16 protein-coding genes are annotated in these 22,915 nt (G+C 36.1%); 7 read left to right on the plus strand and 9 right to left on the minus strand.

Annotated features, from left to right (window positions below; genetic code table 11):
- The first annotated feature begins 23 nt into the window (after window positions 1-23).
- Genes APR43_RS03860 through APR43_RS03870 form a run of 3 tightly spaced genes read left to right on the plus strand, consistent with a single transcriptional unit; the run spans window position 24 to window position 4,436 of the window.
- Complete coding sequence (locus tag APR43_RS03860) at window positions 24-1,679, plus strand: peptidase domain-containing ABC transporter (protein WP_053472723.1); 1,656 nt, start codon at window positions 24-26, stop codon at window positions 1,677-1,679.
- A gap of 2 nt (window positions 1,680-1,681) precedes the next feature.
- Window positions 1,682-3,040 carry an HlyD family secretion protein gene (locus APR43_RS03865; protein ID WP_053472722.1) on the plus strand — a complete coding sequence of 453 codons (1,359 nt, stop codon included), beginning with the start codon at window positions 1,682-1,684 and terminating at the stop codon, window positions 3,038-3,040.
- A complete protein-coding gene (locus APR43_RS03870; protein ID WP_053472721.1) occupies window positions 3,021-4,436 on the plus strand; it encodes a TolC family protein in 1,416 nt (471 codons plus the stop codon). The genes APR43_RS03865 and APR43_RS03870 overlap by 20 nt, the downstream gene beginning before the upstream one ends.
- Before the next feature lie 253 nt (window positions 4,437-4,689).
- Here the strand turns inward: APR43_RS03870 and APR43_RS03875 are convergent, their stop codons facing one another.
- The gene (locus APR43_RS03875; RefSeq protein ID WP_053472720.1) at window positions 4,690-5,565 is read right to left on the minus strand and encodes an NAD(P)H-binding protein; all 876 of its coding nucleotides are present in this window, start codon (window positions 5,563-5,565) and stop codon (window positions 4,690-4,692) included.
- An 80-nt stretch (window positions 5,566-5,645) separates the two neighbouring features.
- Between APR43_RS03875 and APR43_RS03880 the strand changes: the two genes are divergently transcribed.
- On the plus strand, window positions 5,646-6,008 hold the full coding sequence (locus tag APR43_RS03880) for a winged helix-turn-helix transcriptional regulator (RefSeq protein ID WP_053472719.1): 363 nt from the start codon (window positions 5,646-5,648) through the stop codon (window positions 6,006-6,008).
- A 123-nt stretch (window positions 6,009-6,131) separates the two neighbouring features.
- On the opposite strand, the gene APR43_RS03885 is transcribed toward APR43_RS03880, so the two are convergent.
- The 8 genes from APR43_RS03885 to APR43_RS24405 all read right to left on the minus strand — a co-directional run bounded on the left by APR43_RS03885 (window position 6,132) and on the right by APR43_RS24405 (window position 17,872).
- Complete coding sequence (locus APR43_RS03885; RefSeq protein WP_053472769.1) at window positions 6,132-6,521, minus strand: RidA family protein; 390 nt, start codon at window positions 6,519-6,521, stop codon at window positions 6,132-6,134.
- Window positions 6,522-6,696: 175 nt separating this feature from the next.
- A complete protein-coding gene (locus tag APR43_RS03890; RefSeq protein ID WP_053472718.1) occupies window positions 6,697-7,260 on the minus strand; it encodes a Crp/Fnr family transcriptional regulator in 564 nt (187 codons plus the stop codon).
- A 481-nt stretch (window positions 7,261-7,741) separates the two neighbouring features.
- Window positions 7,742-8,986, minus strand: coding sequence for a sensor histidine kinase (locus tag APR43_RS03895; RefSeq protein WP_053472717.1), 1,245 nt, complete (start codon window positions 8,984-8,986; stop codon window positions 7,742-7,744).
- Window positions 8,987-8,996: 10 nt separating this feature from the next.
- Entirely contained in the window at window positions 8,997-15,098 is a 6,102-nt protein-coding gene (locus tag APR43_RS03900) for a HAMP domain-containing protein (protein WP_088636384.1), read from the minus strand.
- Between the two features lie 99 nt (window positions 15,099-15,197).
- Window positions 15,198-15,629, minus strand: a complete 432-nt coding sequence (locus tag APR43_RS03905) for a response regulator (protein WP_053472716.1) — start codon at window positions 15,627-15,629, stop codon at window positions 15,198-15,200.
- Window positions 15,626-17,077: a sensor histidine kinase gene (locus APR43_RS03910; protein ID WP_053472715.1), complete on the minus strand. Its 1,452-nt coding sequence runs from the start codon at window positions 17,075-17,077 to the stop codon at window positions 15,626-15,628. Before APR43_RS03910 ends, APR43_RS03905 begins: the two co-directional genes overlap by 4 nt.
- Window positions 17,078-17,186: 109 nt before the next feature.
- Window positions 17,187-17,564, minus strand: coding sequence for a response regulator (locus tag APR43_RS03915; RefSeq protein ID WP_053472714.1), 378 nt, complete (start codon window positions 17,562-17,564; stop codon window positions 17,187-17,189).
- A gap of 155 nt (window positions 17,565-17,719) precedes the next feature.
- A complete protein-coding gene (locus tag APR43_RS24405) occupies window positions 17,720-17,872 on the minus strand; it encodes a hypothetical protein (protein WP_165590693.1) in 153 nt (50 codons plus the stop codon).
- Between the two features lie 138 nt (window positions 17,873-18,010).
- Here APR43_RS24405 and APR43_RS03920 point away from each other — a divergent pair, with 138 nt between their 5' ends.
- The 3 genes from APR43_RS03920 to APR43_RS03930 all read left to right on the plus strand — a co-directional run bounded on the left by APR43_RS03920 (window position 18,011) and on the right by APR43_RS03930 (window position 22,860).
- Window positions 18,011-18,823 carry a helix-turn-helix domain-containing protein gene (locus tag APR43_RS03920; RefSeq protein WP_053472713.1) on the plus strand — a complete coding sequence of 271 codons (813 nt, stop codon included), beginning with the start codon at window positions 18,011-18,013 and terminating at the stop codon, window positions 18,821-18,823.
- Window positions 18,824-18,903: 80 nt separating this feature from the next.
- Entirely contained in the window at window positions 18,904-20,565 is a 1,662-nt protein-coding gene (locus APR43_RS03925) for a serine hydrolase domain-containing protein (RefSeq protein ID WP_053472712.1), read from the plus strand.
- A 114-nt stretch (window positions 20,566-20,679) separates the two neighbouring features.
- Window positions 20,680-22,860 carry an HAD-IIB family hydrolase gene (locus tag APR43_RS03930; protein ID WP_053472711.1) on the plus strand — a complete coding sequence of 727 codons (2,181 nt, stop codon included), beginning with the start codon at window positions 20,680-20,682 and terminating at the stop codon, window positions 22,858-22,860.
- The last annotated feature ends 55 nt before the right edge of the window (window positions 22,861-22,915 follow it).

The following is a 22,915-nucleotide window of genomic DNA, read 5'->3' on the forward strand; positions in this document are numbered from 1 at the left end:
ATCTTGTATTTATATATAAATCCATGACACCTTTAAAACGTTTTTACAACTTACTTGCGTTAGACAAACGTGACGTATACCAAATTATATTTTATGCCGCTTTTGCGGGTTTGGTAAACCTTTCCCTGCCTTTAGGAATTCAGGCGATTATTAATTTTATTCAAAGCGGACAGCTTAGTGTTTCGTGGATTGTACTGGTTTTTTTGGTTACAATTGGAGTTGGCTTTGGCGGAATCCTAACTATTCTGCAGCTGCGAATTGTAGAAAATCTGCAACAGCGAATTTTTGTGCGTTCGTCTTTTGAATTTGCTTACAGGCTGCCTTTAATCAAATTTAAAGAAATGTATTCGGAATACGCGCCGGAAAAAGCCAACCGATTTTTCGATACTCTTATGGTTCAAAAGGGAACAGCAAAACTTCTATTAGATTTTTGTACTGCCTTTTTGCAGGTTGGTTTGGGTATTATTTTACTGGTTTTGTATCATTCCTTTTTTACCGTAATTGGACTTTTATTTATCGTTATTCTGTATGTTATTTTTAAATTTTCTTATAAAGATGGTTTAGAAACAAGTCTTAACGAATCAAAGTTTAAATATAAAGTGGCGGCCTGGCTTCAGGAAATTGCACGTAATCGTGAAAGTTTCCGCAGAAAAGGCGGCTTCGATTATGCTTTAGACAGAAATGACGGTTATGTGAGTCATTACGTCAATTACCGCGAAAAGCACTTTCAGGTAATGAAAAAACAATACATTCAGCTTACTATTTTTAAAGTAATTGTTACAGCTGCTCTTTTGTCGATTGGTGGTTTTCTGGTAATTCACCATCAAATGAACATTGGGCAGTTTGTGGCAGCTGAAATTGTAATTGTATTGCTGATCAATTCTGTAGAAAAAATAATCTTCGGGTTAGAATCTTTTTATGATGTATTGACTTCTTTAGAAAAAATTGGTCAGGTAACGGATATGGAAATTGCCTGTATTCCGAAAACTTCTGCTGTAACCGAAACAGGAATTACAATCGAGACCGAAAGTATTGCTTACAATTATCCGGAACACAGCAAAAAATCACTTAAAAATATTAACCTGAAAATAAATCAGGGTGAAAAGATCATTTTAAGAGGAACAAATGGTGCCGGAAAAAGTACTTTATTACGCTTACTTGCCGGACTGCTTGAACCAGAAGGCGGCGCAATGTATGTGACCGATAATTTCATGAACCGTTTAGACGAAGACAGTTACAGAGCACAATCCGGAACACTTTTACAGGGCGATACACTTTTTGAAGGAACAATTAAGGAAAACATTCTTTTTGGAAATGAAACCATTAATAATGACGATTTAAAATGGGCTTTAGATAATGTGTGTTTAACGCCTTATATTAAAACTTTCCCGAACGGACTGGAACATCAGATTCATCCGGGCGGACGCGAACTTTCGGCTTCTGATGTGCAAAAGATTCTTTTGGCGAGAAGTATTGTGACCAAACCTAATATATTATTCCTTGAAGATCCGGTTGATAAAATGGACGAACTGACGTCGGGTAAAATTGTTGACTTTTTACTTGCCGAAGAAAATGACTGGACGGTAATTGTTACTTCTAAAAATGATGTCTGGAAGAACAAATGCAGCCGTATGATTACGATTGATGATGGAAAAATTATTAACGACATAAAGCTTTAATCATGCTTAATATATCTAAAGATAATAATGTACTTATAACGCCGGGCAAATACAAATCGATCACCGCCGTTGCCCGCAGACCGCACTATAAAATTTTAAACCGAGTAATTGTTGGCTTTTTAATTTTCTGCATTGCCTGTCTTTTTCTTCCGTGGACACAAAATATTTCGGGAAGTGGTTCTGTAACGACTTTAAAACCAGATCAAAGACCACAGACCGTTCATAATGCGATTGCCGGAAGAATCGAAAAATGGTATGTGCAGGAAGGGGATTATGTAAAAAAAGGAGATACGATTTTGTTTATTTCTGAAACCAAAGAAGATTATTTAGATCCTAATTTGGTTGGAAATACAAAAGATCAGGTTGATGCCAAAAAAATGGCGGTAGAATCGTATGCTGATAAAGTAAGTTCGCTGAACGTTCAGGCGCAGTCACTTAATACTGAAAGAGAATTAAAACTGCAGCAGGCTCAAAATAAAATTAAACAAGCCCAGCTGAAAATTAAAAGTGACAGCATGGATCTTGAAGCGGTAAAAACGCAATTAAGAATTGCAAAAACACAATTTGACCGTTCGACTGCATTAAATAAAGAAGGTTTAAAACCTTTGACAGATGTAGAACAAAAACGTTTAAAACTGCAAGAATCCGAAGCATATATTATTACACAACAAAACAAACTTTTGAGCAGTAAAAACGAATTGATAAACGCAAGAGTAGAAATAAGTCGTATCACGGCTGAATATTCTGAAAAGATATCGAAATCAAGAAGCGATAAATTCACCGCTTTAAGCACGCAATACGATACAAAAGCACAGGTAAATAAACTGGAAAACCAATACGTAAATTATAGTATTAGAAATGGTTTGTATTACATCACGGCTCCGCAAAGTGGATATGTAAACCGTGCTTTACTGGCCGGACTTGGGGAAACGATTAAAGAAGGAACGCCAATTATCAGTATTATGCCGGCAAGTTATGATATTGCGGTAGAAACCTATGTTGATCCTATCGATCTTCCGTTGGTGCATCGCGGTGCAAAAGTTCGTGTCTGGTTTGACGGATGGCCAAGAATCGTGTTTTCTGGATGGCCTGGATTATCCTACGGAACTTTTGGCGGTAGAGTAGTGGCAATTGAAAATTTTATTAGTGCCAATGGAAAATACAGGGTTTTAATTTCGCCAGACGGAAATAAGGATGAAAAATGGCCGAAAGAATTGAGTATTGGAGCGGGAGCGCAGAGTATTGCTTTATTAGAAACGGTTTCGGTTTGGTATGAAATATGGCGAAACTTAAACGGATTTCCGCCAAATTATTATAAGTCAGATGAAAAGGAGGCAAAAAATGGGAAAGACAAAAAATAAATTTAAGACTATAGTTCGACTGTTTTCTTTTTTGTTTTTATTTGGTTTTTCTGCTTATAGTCAGGATTTTAATAAGGAAGAATTGAGTTACAGCGAATATTTAGGATATGTAAAAAAATACCATCCGCTGGTAAAACAGGCGAATCTTGAAATTAGCAATGCTCAGGCAGCGTTGATGCTGGCGCGCGGTGGTTTTGACCCTAAAATTGAAGTCGATTACAACAAAAAAGAGTTTAAAGGAACTGAATATTATTCGATTTTAAACAGCAGTTTTAAAATTCCGACTTGGTACGGAATCGAAATCAAAGCCGGATTTGACGATACAGACGGACAATATTATAATCCGCAGAATCGTACGCCGGATAACGGATTAACTTCTTTGGGAGTCAGCGTGGCGTTGGGACAAGGAATGTTTATCAACCAAAGAATGGCAGATGTCCGCGAAGGAAAACTGCAGTTAAAATTAAGCGACGCACAGCGAAAACTGAGAGCCATTGAGGTTTTGTATAAAGCAAGTGAAGCGTATTTTGAATGGAGAAAAAGCTATAATGAAGCTGAGCTTTATAAGCGATATCTTGGTTTTGCCAGTACACGTTTTACAGGTGTAAAAAAACTGATTGAACTTGGTGATTCTCCTGCAATTGACAGCGTTGAAGCCGGAATTACGGTTCGAAACCGAGAATTAAATGTTGAAAACGCAAATCTAAAATTAGCAAAAGCAAAATTGTATTTGTCTAATTATTTATGGCTTGAAAATGTGCCTGTTGAATTGGGAGATATGGTGAAACCGGAAGAAAATTTAATTTTGACTTTAGAAGAAACGCTGAAAACAGATGCGATGATGGTCAATGTTGAAACTTTAGATTCGCATCCTAAAATTCAGGCTTTAGAAACTAAAATGTCGATGCTCGAAGTTAACAGACAATTGAAAGCCAATTGGCTTCTTCCCAAATTAAATGTAGGCTACAATTATATTTCTGAGCCTTCTTATTTTGATTCTTTTAATGCCGATGATTATAAGTTTAATATTGATTTCAGCATTCCGATTTTTTTGAGAAAGGAGAGAGGAAGTCTGAAAATGGCAAAACTAAAGATTCAGGATTTAAAGTTTGATATTGAACAGCAGAGACTGGAATTGAAAAACAAAATTAAAGCACAACAAACTGAGATTGCTTCTTTAAAAAGGCAGAAAAATGTAATTGACAATTTGGTAAAAGATTATGTAACAATGCTTAATTCTGAAGAGAAGTTATTTTCCTTCGGCGAAAGCTCGATCTTTTTGCTTAATTCGAGAGAGAATAATTTGGTAAGCGCAAAACTGTCTCAAATTAGTATTGAAAATCAGTTTTACATTTCAAATGCTGAGTTGTATAAAATATTGGCTAATCCCGATTAATTTGAATTTCATGTTATCATTCCGTAGGAATGTTTCGTTGGTAGAAAAATAATGCCCAACGACATGTTTACGTTCCGTAGGAACGTTTGAGATGTTGGATTATTGAAAAAATGTCAAAATCAAACGTTCCTACGGAACGTAAACAATAATGACAATATATGTTTTCTACCAATGAAATGTTCCTACGGAACAAAGAACACATAAAATAAAAGGGATTGTTTCGATTTTTGAGACAATCCCTTTTATTTTCTAATTAAAATTTACTGGCAAATTCTTTTGCAAAATCTTCCAGTTTTATTTTTCCGTCAACAGAAGCGTTGCTTGATGTGAAATGTTCAATGATTTTTCCGTTTCTTAAGCCAGTTCCCATTTCGGCATAAAGATTAGCAATTTCTTCCGGAATTCCTGCTTGTGCCATTCCTCCAAGAGCTTGTTCATCTGTAAATTCTACCCACGGTAATTCTGGTTTTGCAATTGCAGCACCCAACACTTTTGCAGCATCAGCCGGAGTGCGGACATCACTGATAATATATCGGATATTTTTTCCTGCCGGAGTATGCTGTAATTCTTCTGCGACAGCCTGAGCAATATCTACTGGATGCACAAACGGAATTGTTATTTCTGATGGATAATTAGAACCAATAATTCCCGCTCCCTGAATCATCGGAACATCATTATAAAAATTAGTAAAGAAAAAACCTGCTCTTAAAAAAGTTACAGAAGTATTCAGTTCCTTATATATTTCTTCAATTTTATGAAGTCCTGCAATTGGGCCAGTTCCGTTTGGTAAATGAGCGCCAATACTGCTTAACATAACGACTCTTTTTACTTGTGCTTCTTCAATTGCTTTTGCAAAAGATTTTCCAGCGTTTTCAGTATTTGCAATAACATTTGCTCCGCCTAAATTTGGAGGTGTCATGGCAAAAATAGCATCTGCACCTTTTAATGTTTCCAATAAAAATGCTGCATCGCTTACAGAACCTACTGCAGTTTTTGCGCCCAGATTTTCGATTGCTGTTTTTCTGTCGGCATTACTGCTTATTACGGTTACGTCGTGACCTGCAGCGACAAGTTTTGTAGTTAATGGTTTTCCTATGTTCCCTAAAGAACCTGTTACTATAATTTTCATATATATAATTTTTTTTATTACAGTTACAAAGGTATCTTTGTACTTACTTTTATACAAGTACTTACCCTATAGTATGTATCATGACAGCAATTAAAGAATCATCGACAATTCAGGAAAATAAGCAGTATGCACTGGAAAAATGCCCGGTTACGTTTGTAATGGAAAAAATAGGCGGTTACTGGAAACCTATTATTCTTTGGCATTTATCAAGCGGAATGAAACGTTACAGCGAATTAAAAAGAGAAATTCCTGCTATTACAGAAAAAATGCTCATTCAGCATTTAAAACAATTAGAAGCCGATGGTCTTGTGATTCGGGAATCAAGACCTGTAGTTCCTCCTTTTGTAACGTACAGACTCAGCAATGCCGGACAAGGTTTACTGCCTGTTATTGAAGCAATGGCAGCATGGGCTTTTAAGGTTAAAGATGGAGAGTATTTATAAGATTCTAAGTTGCTGAGATGCTAAGATTCTAAGTTTTTTAGTCGAAGGTAGAAAGTTGCAAAGGTTCAAAGGTTTTAGAAAAATCTTAGCATCTCAGAACCTTAGCAACTTAGCAACTAAAAATTACTTAACCACCGTTGCTTCCAATTCTACTTTAACGGTTTCAAAAAGGCTTTTTACTTCCATTAAAGTTGTGGCTTGCTGAATGTTGTGTTTTGCAATCCATTCCTGCAGAATATTAAAGTGAGGCCAAAGCTCTGAAGTTGCAGTTGTGTAAATCGTTAATCTCACTATGCCGCTGCATTCGTAACCGGCTTCGGTGATTACTTGTTCCAGATTTTGGATCGCTAGTTTTAATTGCGATTCCATGTTTTGATTGCTTGAAATTCCTTCGGCGTTTATTGCGGTCTGCCCGGAAACATACAATGTTCCCTGCGGATTTTTTACTTCAACTGCCTGATTATAACTACGCTCATTTTGCCATTTCCACGGATTGATAACTCTTTTTTCCATTTGATTTCCTTTTTTAGTTTGTGCCAATATTGGCATTGCTGTGATTAATAATAATCCTAAAAGTTTTGTTGTTGTTTTCACGATTACAGTTTAAAATTTATATTGCAAAATTGAAAATAACTTGTGGAAACAGGTCTTGATATTTGTCACGATTATCATGTGCGAAATGTCACATTTACGAAGATAAACGGCTTAAGGTTTCGCGCGAAACGCCTAAATAAGAAGCGATAAGGCTTTTAGGAACGCGCTGAAAAAGAGATGGATATTGTTTCAAAAGCTGTTCGTAACGTTCTTTTGGGTTAGAAGTCATCCAGTAAAGAATACGACGCTGTGAGGCAAGAAAACCAAAGTTGGCCTTTTCAAGAAGAAAGCGTAGCATTTTTGGGGAATTATCGCATAGATCTTTATAATCATCGAGGGTAAAACAAAGCACTTCTGTATCTTCCAGACATTCTAAAGACATGGTTGCTTTGGTTTGGGTGAAAAAAGCATAATAATCGCTTTCCCACCAATCTTCCATAGCAAAGGAAGCAATATGCTGTTTTAGGGATTCATCGGTGTAAACCAATTTTAAAAGTCCTGAAATGACAAAATAAGCATATTTTACATCATCGCCTTCCTGAATTAAAAATTGGTGTTTTTTGAATTTTTTGGTGATAAAATGCTGACTGATAAATGAAAATTCTTCATCTGTCAGCTTTATTATTTTTTCGATATGTTCCCGAAGTTTTTCCTGCATGATATGGTCAAAGATATTTAATTTTTTCGATGATCAAAAAGGGTAAAATAAATCAGATAGCCATATTCAAATTAAACCGGATTGAAATCCAGCCCTACAATATGAATCATCCCTTCGGGATTTTACATTCTGGGTGTTAATGCGATCTATAATTTTCAGCATCAAAATAAAGAGCCGGAGGCTCGATTTATATTGTAGGGCTGGATTTTAATCCAGTTTGGGTTATGATATTTTAGGTGTACAATGAAATTAAACTGGATTGAAATCCCGCGTTACAATGATATTAAACCAGATTGAAATCAAACATATCGTTAAACCGGATTGAAATCCGGCCCTACAATATAAATCATTCCTTCGGAATTTTAAAATTGGGATTTAAATACGATCGATATTTTGCGGCATCAAAATAAAGAGCCGGAGGCTCGATTTATATTGTAGGGCTGGATTTTAATCCAGTTCATATTGTAGATCCGGTTTCAATTCATTTTTGCGGAATATAAATATTAAACGTAGCACCTTCCATAGGTTTTGCAGTCGCGTTAATAATGCCATTATGATTTTCGACAATCTTTTTTACGATGGCAAGACCAATTCCTGTTCCGTCATAAATATCCCTGCTGTGCAAGCGCTGGAAAACGCCGAATATTTTTTCGCTGTGTTCCGGTTCAAAACCAATTCCATTGTCTTTAAAACTTATGTGGCAATAATTTTCTTCTGATGATAATTTATCATTTTGTAATTCTTGACCGCTGACGATTCTGCTTTTGATTTCAATTTGAAGCGGAATTTCCTTCTGAGAAAATTTCAAGGCATTGTTTACCAGATTTTCGATAAGCTGAATAAACAAAAACGGAATTATATTTATTTTACCATGAAGATCCGTAATAATCGAAGCATTTTTTTCCTTAATATTTTCCCGAAGCGCTTCTTTAACATTTTCAATAATGATATTAAGATCCGTATTTTCATAAATACGATCTGTAATATTTGTTCGGGAAAAAGTCAATAGATCATTGATTAATTCCCGCATTCGGTTGGTGGAATATAAGATTCGTTCAAATTTTGCCTGTCCGTCCGGACTTAAATTTGGATATTCTTTTGCAAGGATAATGTTTGTAAAAGTTTGAATTTTACGCAGCGGTTCCTGTAAATCATGACTTGAAATATGAGTAAAAGCATCAAGTTCCGTATTTTTCTTTTTTAACTCAGTTGCATATTTTTCTATAGCAATATATTGCGCTGCCAGTTCTTCATTTGCTTTTGTGATTTTGGCATTAAGTGCTGTGGCTTCTTCTTCTCTAAGGCGTAATTCCCTGTTTTTCTTATACAATTCGGTAAAAACCATCACTTTTGCCTGAAGGATTTCTGCAGATAAAGGTTTAATCATATAATCAACAGCACCAGACTGATATCCTTTAAAAATATAATCTGTAGTGTTCATATTTGCCGTCAAGAAAATGATAGGCACATGTTTAAGTTTGTCGCTTTGACGAATGAGTTCGGCAGTTTCGAATCCATCCATAAGCGGCATTTGCACATCCATAAGAATTATTGCAAAATCCTGACTTTTGAGCAGAATTCGCAGCGCATCTTTCCCGGAAGTTGCTTCTACAAATTCATATCCCTTATCTGCAAGTATGACCTGAAGTGAAAGTAGGTTTTCCTTCTTGTCGTCGACAATTAATATTTTAACCGGATATTCTTCTATGGGGTTCTGGCCTTTCATAATAGGGGAATTATTTTAACCACACTCTCATTAAAGAGGATAATTGTTCAACATTAACCGGTTTTGTAATATAATCTGATGCGCCGGATTCGATACAGCGCTGTCTGTCGCCTTTCATTGCTTTTGCTGTTACGGCAATGATAGTTAAGTCTTTATGTTTTATGTTTTTTCTAATGATTTTCATGGTTTCATAACCGTCTAATTCCGGCATCATAATATCCATTAAAACAATATCAATTTTTAGATTCTGACTTAAAATATCAATTGCTTCGTGACCGCTTTCTGCGCTGATAACATCTAAACCAAAACGTTCTAAAGCAGTTGTAAGCGCAAATAAATTTCGAACATCATCATCTACTAAAAGTACTTTTTTATTGATTAAGACATCTTCTTTTAAATAATACGTTTCGATTCTGTCTTTCATACTTTCCGGCAGATCTTTGTGTATACGATGCATAAACAAGGCAGTTTGATCTACTAGTTCATCAATAGATACAGCACTTTTTGTAATAATACTGTGTGCAAAACGACTCAGTTTAGCACGCTGTTTTTTATTCACATCGCCCGCAGAATGCACAATTATAGGCGTTTCCTGTCCGCTGATATTATTTTCCAGATCGCTGATTAAATCCAAACCATCAGCATCAGGAAGCATTAAGTCTAATATAATACAATCGAATGATTTTTCCTGTATCAATTTTACAGCATCTTTTGCCGTTAAAGCAGTTGATACCGAAATGTCTTCGCCTTCAACAGCTTCAACAATTCGTTTCAGTTCAAATTCATTATCATCCACTACAAGAAGATTTTTTTCTTTCTTGTCTTTAAAATCCTGAATATCATTAAAAAGAGAAGTCAATAATTCATTTTTGACAGGTTTAAGGAAAAAGTTTCTGGCACCGCGTTTTAAACCTTTGTTTCTTTCATCTTCTCCCGAAATAATATAAACCGGAATATGACGAAGCGTGAAATCTGTTTTTAGTCGGTCGAGAATTTTCCAGCCACTGGTGTCCGGCATATTTAAATCCATTGTAATGGCGTGCGGCTGAAATTGATTGATATAATCCACCACATCATTTCCGCGTGTCGTTACAATCGCTTTTATGCCATGCTGATGTGCTCTTTCCAGTAATATTTTAGCAAAGGTGACATTGTCTTCGGCAATTAAAAGAATTTTGTCATTTGGTTTAATATCAGTTCTGTCGTCGCCAACCTCATCTACAAAATATAAATCCATATCAGATTTTTTGAAACTTGCAGACGGAAGTGATTTTAAACGGCTTTTTCCGGCGTGAAGAACATTGGTTTCTTCATTTACGTTAATGTCTTCCAATTCTGGAATATAAACGAATTTCAATGGTAAAAACAAGGTAAATTTACTTCCAATATTGGTATCACTTTCCAGTTCGATGCTTCCGCCTAATAAATCAGAAAGCCCGCGGCTGATAGATAATCCTAAACCGGTTCCTCCATATTTACGGCTTGTAGAACCTTCTGCCTGTTGGAAAGCTTCAAAAATGATGTTTTGTTTTTCTTTGGAGATTCCAATTCCGGTGTCTGAAATTTCAAAAGCAACAACGGCTTCGGCATTTTCTAAACTTGCATTTTTCGTTTTCCAGTTATTATCTGCTTTGTAAATGTTTAATCTAACGCCGCCTTTTTCAGTAAACTTGAATGAATTGGAAAGCAGGTTTTTCAAAATCTGATTCAATCTTTGCGAATCAGTTTCCATTACCTCAGGAAGATTATGATCCATCATAATTTCAAAATTAAGATGTTTAGCCTGAGAAATAGGGTTGAAGGTAGACTCCACAAATCGGCTGATTTCTGCAAAACTAATCGGGTTGTAATCCACAGAAATATAACCGGATTCAATTTTAGAAAGATCCAGAATATCGTTAATTAACTGAATTAAGTCATCTCCGCAAGAGTTGATTGTTTTGGCAAACTGAATTTGTTTTTCGGATAAGTTTCCGTCGCGGTTGGCAATTAATTCGTTGGCGAGAATCTGCAAACTGTTTAACGGTGTTCTTAACTCGTGCGACATATTCGCCAGGAATTCAGATTTGTATTTGGATGTCAAAGTAAGCTGATCTGCTTTTTCTTCCAATGCTTTACGGGCAACCTCAACTTCTTGGTTTTTAAGTTCCACCTCTTCTTTTTGATTGGCCAATAAAATGGCTTTTTCTTCCAGCTCTTCGTTGGTATTTTTTAACACTTCCTGCTGGCTTTTCAGCTCGCTTGCCAATGATTGTGATTGTACCAATAATTCCTCTGTTCTTGAATTTGATTCGATAGTATTTAATACGATACCAATACTTTCTGTTAATCCTTCAAGGAAATCTAAGTGCGTCTGACTAAAGGTATCAAGTGAAGCCAATTCAATAACAGCTTTAAGTCTTCCTTCAAATAAAACCGGAAGAATAATTACGTCTTTTGGTTTCGCATCTCCTAAACCAGAATTGATCCTGATGTAATCTTTCGGAACATTACTTAAAATAATTCGTTCTTTTTCTACAGCAACCTGACCTATAAGTCCTTCGCCCATAGCGTAGGAGGTAGGTGAATTTTTTCGTTTAATGTAAGCGTAAGAGGCAATTAAATTCAGTTTAGAATCCATGAATTCTTCGCCTTCTTCCAAAATATAGAAAAGTCCGTGCTGTGCAGTAACTACGGCGGCAAGCTCAGAAAGGATTTTCATGGTAACAGATTTAAGCTCTTTCTGCCCTTGAAGCATTTGAGTAAATTTAGCCAAATTCGATTTCAACCAGTCTTGTTCCTGATTACGTAAAGTGGTTGCTTTTAGGTTTGAAATCATTTGGTTGATAGTGTCTTTAAGAGCTTCAACTTCACCTTTTGCTTCAACACCAATTGTTCGCGTTAAATCTCCCTGCGTTACCGCCGATGCTACCTCAGAAATAGCACGTACCTGAGTGGTAAGATTTGCCGCTAACTGATTTACGTTTTCGGTTAAGTTTTTCCAAGTTCCAGATGCTCCGGGAACGTTTGCTTGCCCTCCCAGTTTTCCTTCGGCACCTACTTCACGGGCAACCGTTGTTACCTGATCTGAGAAGGTGGCAAGTGTATCAATCATCTCATTAATAGTATCCGTAAGCTGTGCTACTTCACCTTTTGCATCAATAGATAATTTTTGTTTTAAGTTTCCTTTTGCTACAGATGTTACGACTTTAGCAATTCCACGAACCTGGCCTGTTAAGTTTGATGCCATTACGTTAACCGAGTCTGTTAAATCTTTCCATGTTCCGGCAACACCTTTTACTTCAGACTGTCCTCCCAGTTTTCCTTCGGTTCCTACCTCACGCGCCACACGCGTAACCTCAGATGCAAATGAATTTAACTGTTCCACCATCGTATTGAAGGTATTTTTCAAATCCAGGATTTCTCCTTTTACGTCAACGGTAATTTGTTTGGAAAGGTCACCATTTGCAACGGCTTTGGTTACATCGGCAATGTTACGTACCTGACCCGTTAAGTTCGATGCCATTTGGTTAACGGAATCTGTTAAATCTTTCCAGGTTCCGGCAACTCCGGGAACGAACGCCTGTCCGCCCAGTTTTCCGTCGGTACCAACTTCACGCGCCACACGAGTTACCTCTGATGCAAAGGCACGAAGCTGATCCACCATGGTATTTACGGTTTCTTTTAATTGGAGAATCTCTCCACGAACGTCTGCTGTAATTTTTTTCGACATATCTCCGTTGGCTACGGCAATCGTAACCTCAGCAATATTACGTACTTGTGTCGTTAAGTTACCCGCCATCTGGTTAACAGAATCGGTTAAATCTTTCCATGTTCCGGCAACACCCGGTACGTTGGCTTGTCCTCCCAGTTTTCCTTCGGTACCAACTTCACGTGCCACACGAGTTACCTCAGAGGCAAATTCACGAAGCTGATCCACCATTGTGTTCAGGGTTTCTTTTAATTGCAGAATTTCTCCGCGAACGTCAACGGTAATTTTTCGGGACATATCTCCGTTGGCCACGGCAATCGCCACATCGGCAATATTACGTACCTGTGCGGTAAGGTTTCCTGCCATTTGATTAACAGAGTCTGTTAAATCTTTCCAGGTTCCTGCAACTCCGGGAACATTTGCTTGTCCTCCCAGTTTTCCTTCGGTTCCCACTTCTCGCGAAACCCTTGTTACCTCCGAAGCAAAACCTCGAAGCTGATCCACCATCGTATTAATTGTATTTTTTAACTCTAAGATTTCTCCTTTTACGTCAACCGTAATCTGGAGCGATAAATCTCCTTTTGCTACGGCTGTTGTTACTTCGGCGATATTACGTACCTGTCCGGTTAAGTTGGATGCCATTTGGTTAACGGAATCTGTTAAATCTTTCCAGGTTCCACCGACACCTTCAACCTGCGCTTGTCCTCCCAGTTTTCCTTCGGTACCCACCTCACGCGCCACACGGGTTACCTCAGAAGCGAAAGAGTTCAGCTGACCCACCATTGTATTAATGGTATTTTTCAACTCTAAGATTTCTCCTTTTGTATCCACCGTAATCTGGCGGGATAAATCGCCTTTTGCTACGGCTGTTGTTACTTCGGCAATATTACGTACTTGTCCGGTTAAGTTCGATGCCATTTGATTAACAGAATCGGTCAAATCTTTCCATGTTCCGCCGACACCTTTTACTTTTGCCTGACCTCCCAGTTTTCCTTCAGAACCTACCTCACGCGCCACACGGGTTACCTCAGAACCGAATGAGTTCAGCTGATCCACCATGGTATTGATGGTATTTTTTAATTCAAGGATTTCACCTTCAACGTTTACAGTAATTTTTTTAGATAAATCGCCTTTTGCTACGGCTGTTGTTACCTCAGCAATATTACGTACCTGACCGGTTAAGTTGGATGCCATCTGATTTACGGAATCGGTCAAATCTTTCCAAACTCCACCCACACCTCGTACTTTTGCCTGACCTCCCAGTTTTCCTTCAGAACCTACCTCACGTGATACACGAGTTACTTCAGAAGAGAAGGAGTTCAGCTGATCCACCATGGTATTGATGGTATCTTTTAATTCCAAAATTTCACCTTTTACGTCAACGGTAATTTTTTTAGATAAATCTCCTCTTGCTACGGCAGTTGTTACATCGGCAATGTTACGTACTTGTCCGGTAAGATTCGATGCCATTTGGTTTACCGAATCCGTTAAATCTTTCCATGTTCCACCAACACCTTTTACCTGCGCTTGTCCGCCCAGTTTTCCTTCTGTACCAACCTCACGCGCCACACGGGTTACCTCAGAAGAAAAAGAGTTCAGCTGATCCACCATGGTATTGATGGTATTTTTTAATTCTAAGATTTCTCCTTTTACGTCAACGGTAATTTTTTTAGATAAATCTCCTTTTGCCACCGCTGTTGTTACATCGGCAATATTACGTACCTGACCAGTAAGGTTACTCGCCATTTTATTTACAGAATCGGTCAAATCTTTCCAAACACCGCCCACACCACGAACTTTTGCCTGACCTCCCAGTTTTCCTTCTGTACCAACCTCACGCGCCACACGGGTAACCTCCATCGAGAAAAGGTTCAGCTGTTTCACCATTCCGTTTACCTCTTTTGCAATTCTGAGGAATTCTCCCTGAAGTGGGTTTCCTTCAATAGACAAGGGCATTTCCTGAGATAAGTTTCCTTTTGCCACCGATGTAATTACGTGGGCAATTTCGATAGTAGGGTGAACCAGGTCAGAAATCAGGGTGTTTACAGATTCAACACACGAACTCCACGAACCACGTGCACCGTCAAGAACCACGCGATTGGTTAGCTTTCCTTGTTTACCAATGCTTTTTCCAACCTTTTGAAATTCAAAAACCATTCTTTCGTTCAGGTCGATAATTTCGTTTAAAGTATCGCAGATTGATCTTTTTATTCCGTTTTGATCGGTTGGGAAACGCTGCGAGAAGTTTCCGTTTTTAACTTTCAGCAAAATCTTTAAAAATTCGGCATCGTTAAGAATGGATTCTTCGGGTTCGATTTTTTTTACTTTGGTTCCAGATGGTTTTTTTTCATCTGTTATGATTGGCAGTGCGATCAAAACCTCATTTTCTGGTGTTTTATCGGTGTGTTTTGCTTTTTTCATAATTGGCGGCTTGGTATATTTTAGAGTTCAGATTTTAGATTATTTCTGATTTCTGATATTGGAATTTGGAATTTTAAAAAATTGAAATTTCTATTAAATTTAAGTATTTTCATTTAATAAAATTTTCCTTAGATGAAATTGTACAAAAGCATCCATTGAATCGGGTCTTTTTGTATTGTCATTGTAATTCAATGGTTTAATGATATATCCTGAAATACCAAGTTCTTCGGCGGTAACCCTGTCGTTATTTTCAGAAGATGTCGTCATAATAAAAACATTTAGGTCTTTTAGATTTTCATCGCTTCTTATGATTCTAAGAAATTCAATTCCGTTCATTCTGGGCATATTAATGTCCAAAAGAATCACATCCGGCACAAGCGGATTTTCTGGATCTCTTAATAGTTTTAATGCTTCAAGTCCGTTGTAGGCGGTATGAAGAATATATTTGATTTCTAATTTTTTTAAGGAACGTTCTACCGATATAGTATCCAGTTCATCGTCTTCAATTAGTAAAATGTTTGGCTTTCTCATACGGCTTTATTATTTCTCCAGGTAAAGGTAAATTCTGCCCCTTCGCCTAGTTTTGATTGTACATTGATGGTTTCACCTTGTTCGTCAATTATTTTTTTGACAATGGCGAGGCCAATTCCGGTGCTTTCCATTTCATTTTTTTCTCTTAGTGTTTGAAATATTTCAAAGATTTTTTGATGGTATTCAGGATCAATTCCAATTCCGTTATCTTTTATCGAAAACTCAAAAACGTTCATTATTTTTTCGCATTTTATTACGATGCGTGGATTTTTTGGATTGGAGTATTTTACAGCATTACTGATTAAGTTAGAAAATACCTGCTCGAGTTTTAAACGTTCTGTAAAGATTACGGGAAGATTAATAATTTCTAACTTGAATTTCCTCGGAACAATAGACTGTGCAATTTCATCAACCATTATATTGGTATCCACTAATTCAGGAGTTGTTTTTCGGTTTATTCGGGCATAATCCAAAAGGCCATTAATTAAGGCTTCCATGCGCTGCGTTCTTTTCGGAATTATGCTCAGATAATTTTTTAGGGCAGGAGAGAGTTCTTCTGATAAATCTTCTTCAATCCAGCTGATAACATTATAAATACCGCGAAGAGGCGCTTTTAAATCATGAGAAACCACATAGGCAAATTTGTTAAGTTCTGCATTTTTGTTTTCCAGTTCCTGAATGTTTTTTTCCAGTCGGCGCGACATAATGTTTAAAGAGGAAGAAAGTGCACTTAATTCGTCTTTTCTATAATCTTCAACTATGGTAAATTTTCCTTTAGAGATTGTATCTGCCACACGAACCATGGAGTTGATTCGGTTGGTAATCATAATAACGATATAAGCTGTACTTGCAATACCAACAAATATGGTTAAGGATAAAAATATGAGCGAAAATGTTCTGGTATTTGCTAAAGACTGCAGTAACATATCGCTGTGGTATTTTCGTGTTTTATATTCGATTTTGTCAAACCGTTTGAACTTTCTACTAATAGCATCATTGATATTTTTGCCTATATGTTTTTTAAATTTAGTGTCTATAAGGTTTTGATAAACTACGGGATTATTGTTTCTGCTTTCGATTAATTCTGATGTATATACAAGCCACTCAATATGCAGCTGTGTTATAGAATCTATAATAGACCGCTGGGTATTATCAATGCCAATAAGGGAACGCTGTTCTCTAAGATATTCGGGTACTTTTTTTATTCCTCTATTATATTCTTCTAAAAATGTGGTATCGTTTGTTAAAAAATAACCTCTTACGGCACTTTGCATTTCAAGAATGGCCCTGTGGGTTTTATTAGAATTTCTAATTACGGCTTCAGATTTTGAAAGAAATTGAGAATTAAGCTGTACTTTTTTAGACAGCCTGTAATTCGTATAGGAATCTGCTACAGAAAGTAAAATGATAAGCGTAAAAGCTACAAGTATTTGAGTTGATAATTTCATTGTCTTTCTGTTAGGAATACCAAAGGAACCAGGGTTTAACAATAAAAAAAAGCAAAAAACGGCACAGCGCAGTAAACGGTTTGAGCAGTATAATTAAGCACAGTACACATTATGCGATATAATGACTTAGTATTTTTTTTAATTCATTGAAATCACTTGGTTTTGAGATGTATTCATCTGCTCCGTATTTTTTGGCTTTAAGCTTAATTTCTTCAAATTGTGAAGTTGAGAAAATAATGATAGGAATATCTTTAATGATTTCCTGCTTTTTAATTTCTATTAAAAATTCTAAGCCGGACATAACCGGCATATTAAGATCCAGAAAAATAACATCGGGATTAATTTTTTTGTGGATCAGTTTATTGAGTGCTTCTACAGGGTTTTGCATCGATACATAATCAGCACTGGAAACTGCCTGAAGTGCTTCCATAAAAAAATCGCAATCGTCAATATCATCGTCAATTTGTAATATGTTTTTATAACTCATATAAATATTAGGGTGTTTATAAAAGATGATATTTCGTTAAAAACGAACAGCATGACAATATTTTTCTTACTCAAATGTAAAAATAATTATTGCCAATTTTAATCTCTTTTGATGTGTTTTTTGAAAGAAATTTATTAAAATTCTTAAAAAATATTTTAATCGATAGTCGCTTCTAATGTGTCTGTTTTGTGAGTTGAAGCTTCTTTATGATTGCTTCTGGAATTATCATCTTCGCAAAGCGATTCGCAGCTGTAGTTCAAAATTGAAATTAGGATAACAATTAAGAAGATTGGTAAAAGTATTTTCATGGATTTATGTTTTGGTGAAACATTTATAAGACTGAAAAGTATAACTATGCCCTAAAATTTTCTTACACAATTTTTAAATATTGTTCTATAATTCTCATGCCAAAATAATGTACATTAGTTTTCTGAAATTTTGTAACGATGAAACATTCAAAAAAAGGCGAATTTTACGGCGATACAAACAAGACTATTTATCTCGACGGAATTACTTTAACTGATACCGTTTACACACATCCTAAAGTGGACTGGCATTACCACGAACATGCTTATTTTACTTTTATTCTGGAAGGAAATGTTATTGAAGGAAATAAAAAAGAAGTCTACAATTGTTCTCCCGGAAGTCTGTTGTTTCATAACTGGCAGGATGAACATTATAACATAAAACCAGACGGATTTACGAGAGGTTTTCATCTTGAAATTGAAAAGCACTGGTTTGAGAATCTGAGTTTAAACAGCGAGAACCTTGAAGGAAGCAGTAAAATTTTAGATCCTGATATTAAATTGTTGATGTACAAAGTTTTCAGGGCTTCAAAAATAGAGGATAATAGTACTGACCTTTCTACTCAAATATTACTGCTCGAAATAATTTCACGTTTACAAAACAATTTTAAAGCGGTTTTAGATAAAAAACCAAAATGGGTAACAACGCTTGATGAAATCCTGCACGAACAATTTGCTGAGCCTCTTACGTTAGAATATTTAGCCTCGATATTAGATATTCACCCGATACATTTATCAAGGGATTTTTCTAAATATTTTCATTGCAATCTGGGCGAATATATTCGGAAATTAAAGGTTGAAAAAGCACTTTCGCTGATGTCTTCCCAAAATCAGTCTTTTACCGAAATCGCTTATCAATGCGGATTTTCAGACCAAAGTCATTTTAATCGCTGCTTTAGGGAAATGAATGAAATTAATCCATCAGAACATAAAAAAATACTTTTTAAGAAATAACCGCAATGTTAATTCTGTACAATTTTTAGTGAATGGAACGACATAGTTTTGCTTTTCAAATATTTATTAAAACTAAAATAATGACACGAATAATATTGTTTCTTTTACTGTCTTTTTGCGGTAAAATTGCGGCCCAAAATGATTTATATAAAGCAGACGAAATCACTTATGATATTCATAAAGCCAATATTGGCAAGGTTACTTTTATGAATGGAAATATTCCGCTGGCTGAATATAAAAAGACGGACATTTTAAAATCATTTGAACTTAAACCCAGATCCGATTTAAATATCAGAGTTTTTATGGATAATTCAGTAGTGAATTATTTACATCAATTAGCTCCTAAACTGCCTGCAGAAACACTTTTAAAAACCGGAAATCTTCAGTTTTCTTTTTATGTTGACGGTAAATTGATTTATACCGAAAATATTCATCACGGCTGCAATTTTGGTTCTGGCGGAAACAAAAATACATCGACAGTATTTAGAGTTCCGCTAACGAGTACAAAAGGAGAAGATTGGTGGGCAATGAACATGTGGGAACGATTTAAAAATAATGGCGGAGAAAAAGCCCTGAATGCAGGAACGCATGAACTCAAAATAGAACTCAGGCCTTATATAAAAATAGGCGACACTATAAAAACAGGAAATTTAATTGCCGAAGGCGAGTTAAAGCTGCTTATAAAACCCATTGTATTAACTAAAAAACAAATTGAAGTTCAGCAGATTCAGCCGGGAAGCGATTGGGAAATTTCAAATCAGTCTTTTGATAAAAAGAAAATTGAGGAGTTAAATTCAGCTATTGGCACTTATAATTTAAAAGAAATTACGAGTGTCGTTGTAATACACAATGGTAAATTATTGCTTGAAGAATATTTTAATGATGCCAATAGAAATACGCTGCACGACACGAGATCTGCCGGAAAATCTTTTGCTTCTACAATGATGGGAATTGCGATTGATGAAAGTTTTATTAAAAATGAAAATCAGACTTTAAATACATTTTACGATTTAAAACAGTTTACTAATTATGAACCTAAAAAAGACAGCGTAAAAATAAGAGATCTTCTCACAATGAGTTCTGCTTTTGAAGGTTCTGACAGCAATGGAGATTCTCCGGGAAATGAAGATAATATGTATCCTGCTGAGAACTGGGTTAAATTTGCACTGAACCTGCCTATGGATAAAACCAAAACAAACGGCGGTCAATGGGATTATTTTACGGCTGGAGTTGTTGTTCTTGGTGATATTATAAACAAAATGGTTCCTCAGGGTTTAGAAAAATATGCCGATGAAAAGCTTTTTAAACCTTTGCATATTACGAATTATCAATGGCAGTATACGCCGCAAAAAGTGCCTAATACGGCCGGAAGTTTACAAATGACTTCGCTGGAATATGCTAAATATGCGCAATTGTATAAAAACAATGGTTTGTGGAACGGAAAACAGATTTTAAGCGCAGAATGGATTTCTAAAACTTTTACAAAACAAATCCAGATTCCGGAACGAAATAATGAATTCTACGGTTATTTATTTTGGAATAAAACTTTTGCTTTTGAAGGAAAAAATTATGAAACGTTTTATTGTGCCGGAAATGGGGGAAACCAGTTTATAGTTTTTAAAGAACTTCCGTTAGTGATCATTATTACTTCAAAAGCATATAATAAACAATATGCACATCCTCAGGCAGAAAAAATTGTAAAGGATTATATTTTGCCGGCTGTTTTAGATTATAAACGGTAATGTTTTAGGTTAAATTATCTTTCAAATGTGGGAAATATGTAAATTTAAACTGTAATTATTTCTTTACAATCTTCGCAGGCATGGTAAATTGGGCTTTCAAAATAACAATGCCCGATGATGAAAAAATTACGAATCTCAATTATAAATATACACGGACTTTTAAAGGGTTCCGGTCTTGAAATTGGCCGGGATGCAGACAACGGCGGACAAACTAAATATGTCTTCGAACTTGCCGAATTTTTATCCCAGCACAAAGATGTTGAGCACGTACATTTATTTACACGATTAATTGACGATCCTTTGCTTTCGCCGGAATATGCAGTTCCTGTGGAAGTAATTAATGATAAATTAGATATAAGGCGAATTCCTTTTTTAGGAAAAAAATACAAATCGAAAGAACTGCTTTGGGAAGATCTTGATACGTTTGTAAACGGAGCAATGCAGCATATTAAACTGCACAATATTTATCCGGACTGGATTCATTCTCATTACGGAGATGCTGGTTACGCTGCCGCCGAATTATCTGCGGTTCTCAATATACCTTTTGCCCATACCGGACATTCTTTAGGATTTTATAAAAAGAAAAAATTGCTTGAAAGCGGATTTACGGAAGAAGAACTGGAAAAGAAATTCAAGTTTAAAGCCAGAATTGCGGCTGAGGAAAAGACGCTTGAACTTTCGGAATTTATTGTTACTTCTACCGAACAGGAAATTGAAACCTATAAAGCATATAAAAATTTTGAGTTAGGAAAATACCACGCCATTTCTCCGGGAATCGATACCAGAAAATTTGTTCCTTATTATTTTCAGGAACCGGATAATGATAAACATTTAGAAGAAACGCAGCGGAAATACTGGGTTTCAGAAACGATTTCAAAATTCCTGACCAATCCGCATAAACCATTTATACTGGCACTTTCGAGGCCTGACCGACATAAAAATCTCCATACACTTATTGATGTTTACGGTAAAGATAAAGAATTGCAGAGTATTGCGAATCTGGTCATTTTTGCCGGAATCCGTAAAGATATTGCCAAAATGCCGGAATCTGAAAAAGATGTTCTGACGGATTTATTATTGCAAATGGACAAATACGATTTGTACGGAAAAATGGCCATTCCGAAAAAGCATGATGTGGAGAATGAGGTTTCGATTATTTACCGTTATGCTGCCGAAAAAAGAGGTGTATTTGTGAATTTGGCTTTGCATGAAAATTTCGGTTTAACCGTTATAGAATCTGCCAGTTCAGGACTTCCGGTTGTGGTTACCAAAAATGGCGGGCCATCAGAAATTATTCCAGTCTGTCAAAACGGAGAATTGGTGAATCCGCAAGATGAAAATCAAATTAAAAAAGCACTTCGAAATATTCTAACTGATGAAAATCAGTGGAAATATTATTCGAATAACGGCGCCATAAATATTCAAAAACATTACAGCTGGTTAAGCCATGTTAATCAATATGTGGAATTGGTAAAAGAAAATTTATCCTTATCATCCGGAGCCGGAATCAAAAAACAGCATTATCCAAATATCAATATTGACCGATTGAAAAGAAAGATCGAAAACTTATTGGTTTCGGATATTGACGGAACGCTGATTGAACCCAAACTAAATAATCCCGGATTAAAGGAATTAAAAGCGCACTTAACAAACCGTACGGATAAGATGGCTTTTGCGATGGCTTCGGGAAGAAATTTGACTTTGGTTAAAAAAATCATTGATGAAGAGGAATTTCCGCTGCCTGATTTTATTATTTGTTCGGTCGGGACAGAGATTTATTATACTAATGGGGAAGATTATATTCTCGACAAAGGCTGGGCAAAATTCTTAGCCGGAAGATGGAAAAGAGAAGATGTTGTCGAACGTTTAAAAGAGGTGAAATGGATCAGGCTTCAGGAAGAAGAAGCTCAGAATGCTTATAAAATTTCCTATTACTACAAAAAAGAAGATTACAATCACGACGAATTAATCAAGGCTTTAGGAACGGGCTGGTATAAAATAAATATTATTCCGAGCCATGGTCAATATCTGGATTTTATTCCGAAGCGGGCTTCAAAAGGAAATGCTATAAAATTTTTATGCCGTAAATGGAATATTTCATTATCGAATGTTATTGCAGCCGGAGACTCGGGAAATGATGTTGATATGTTCAGAGGCTTGGTAAAAGGTATTATTGTGGGAAACAGAAGCGCAGAACTGGCCGATTACGAAACGACCAAAAGTGTTTATGTGGCTAAAAATTCGGCTTCTGAAGGAATTTTAGAAGGATTGAAATATTATAAAATCATAAAATAACCGTTGGGCATTCAAAAGAAATAAGCCACGAATTTCACAAATTTCCACGAATTTG

It is taken from the genome of Flavobacterium sp. NLM (assembly GCF_002210235.1).
Classification (GTDB): domain Bacteria; phylum Bacteroidota; class Bacteroidia; order Flavobacteriales; family Flavobacteriaceae; genus Flavobacterium; species Flavobacterium panici.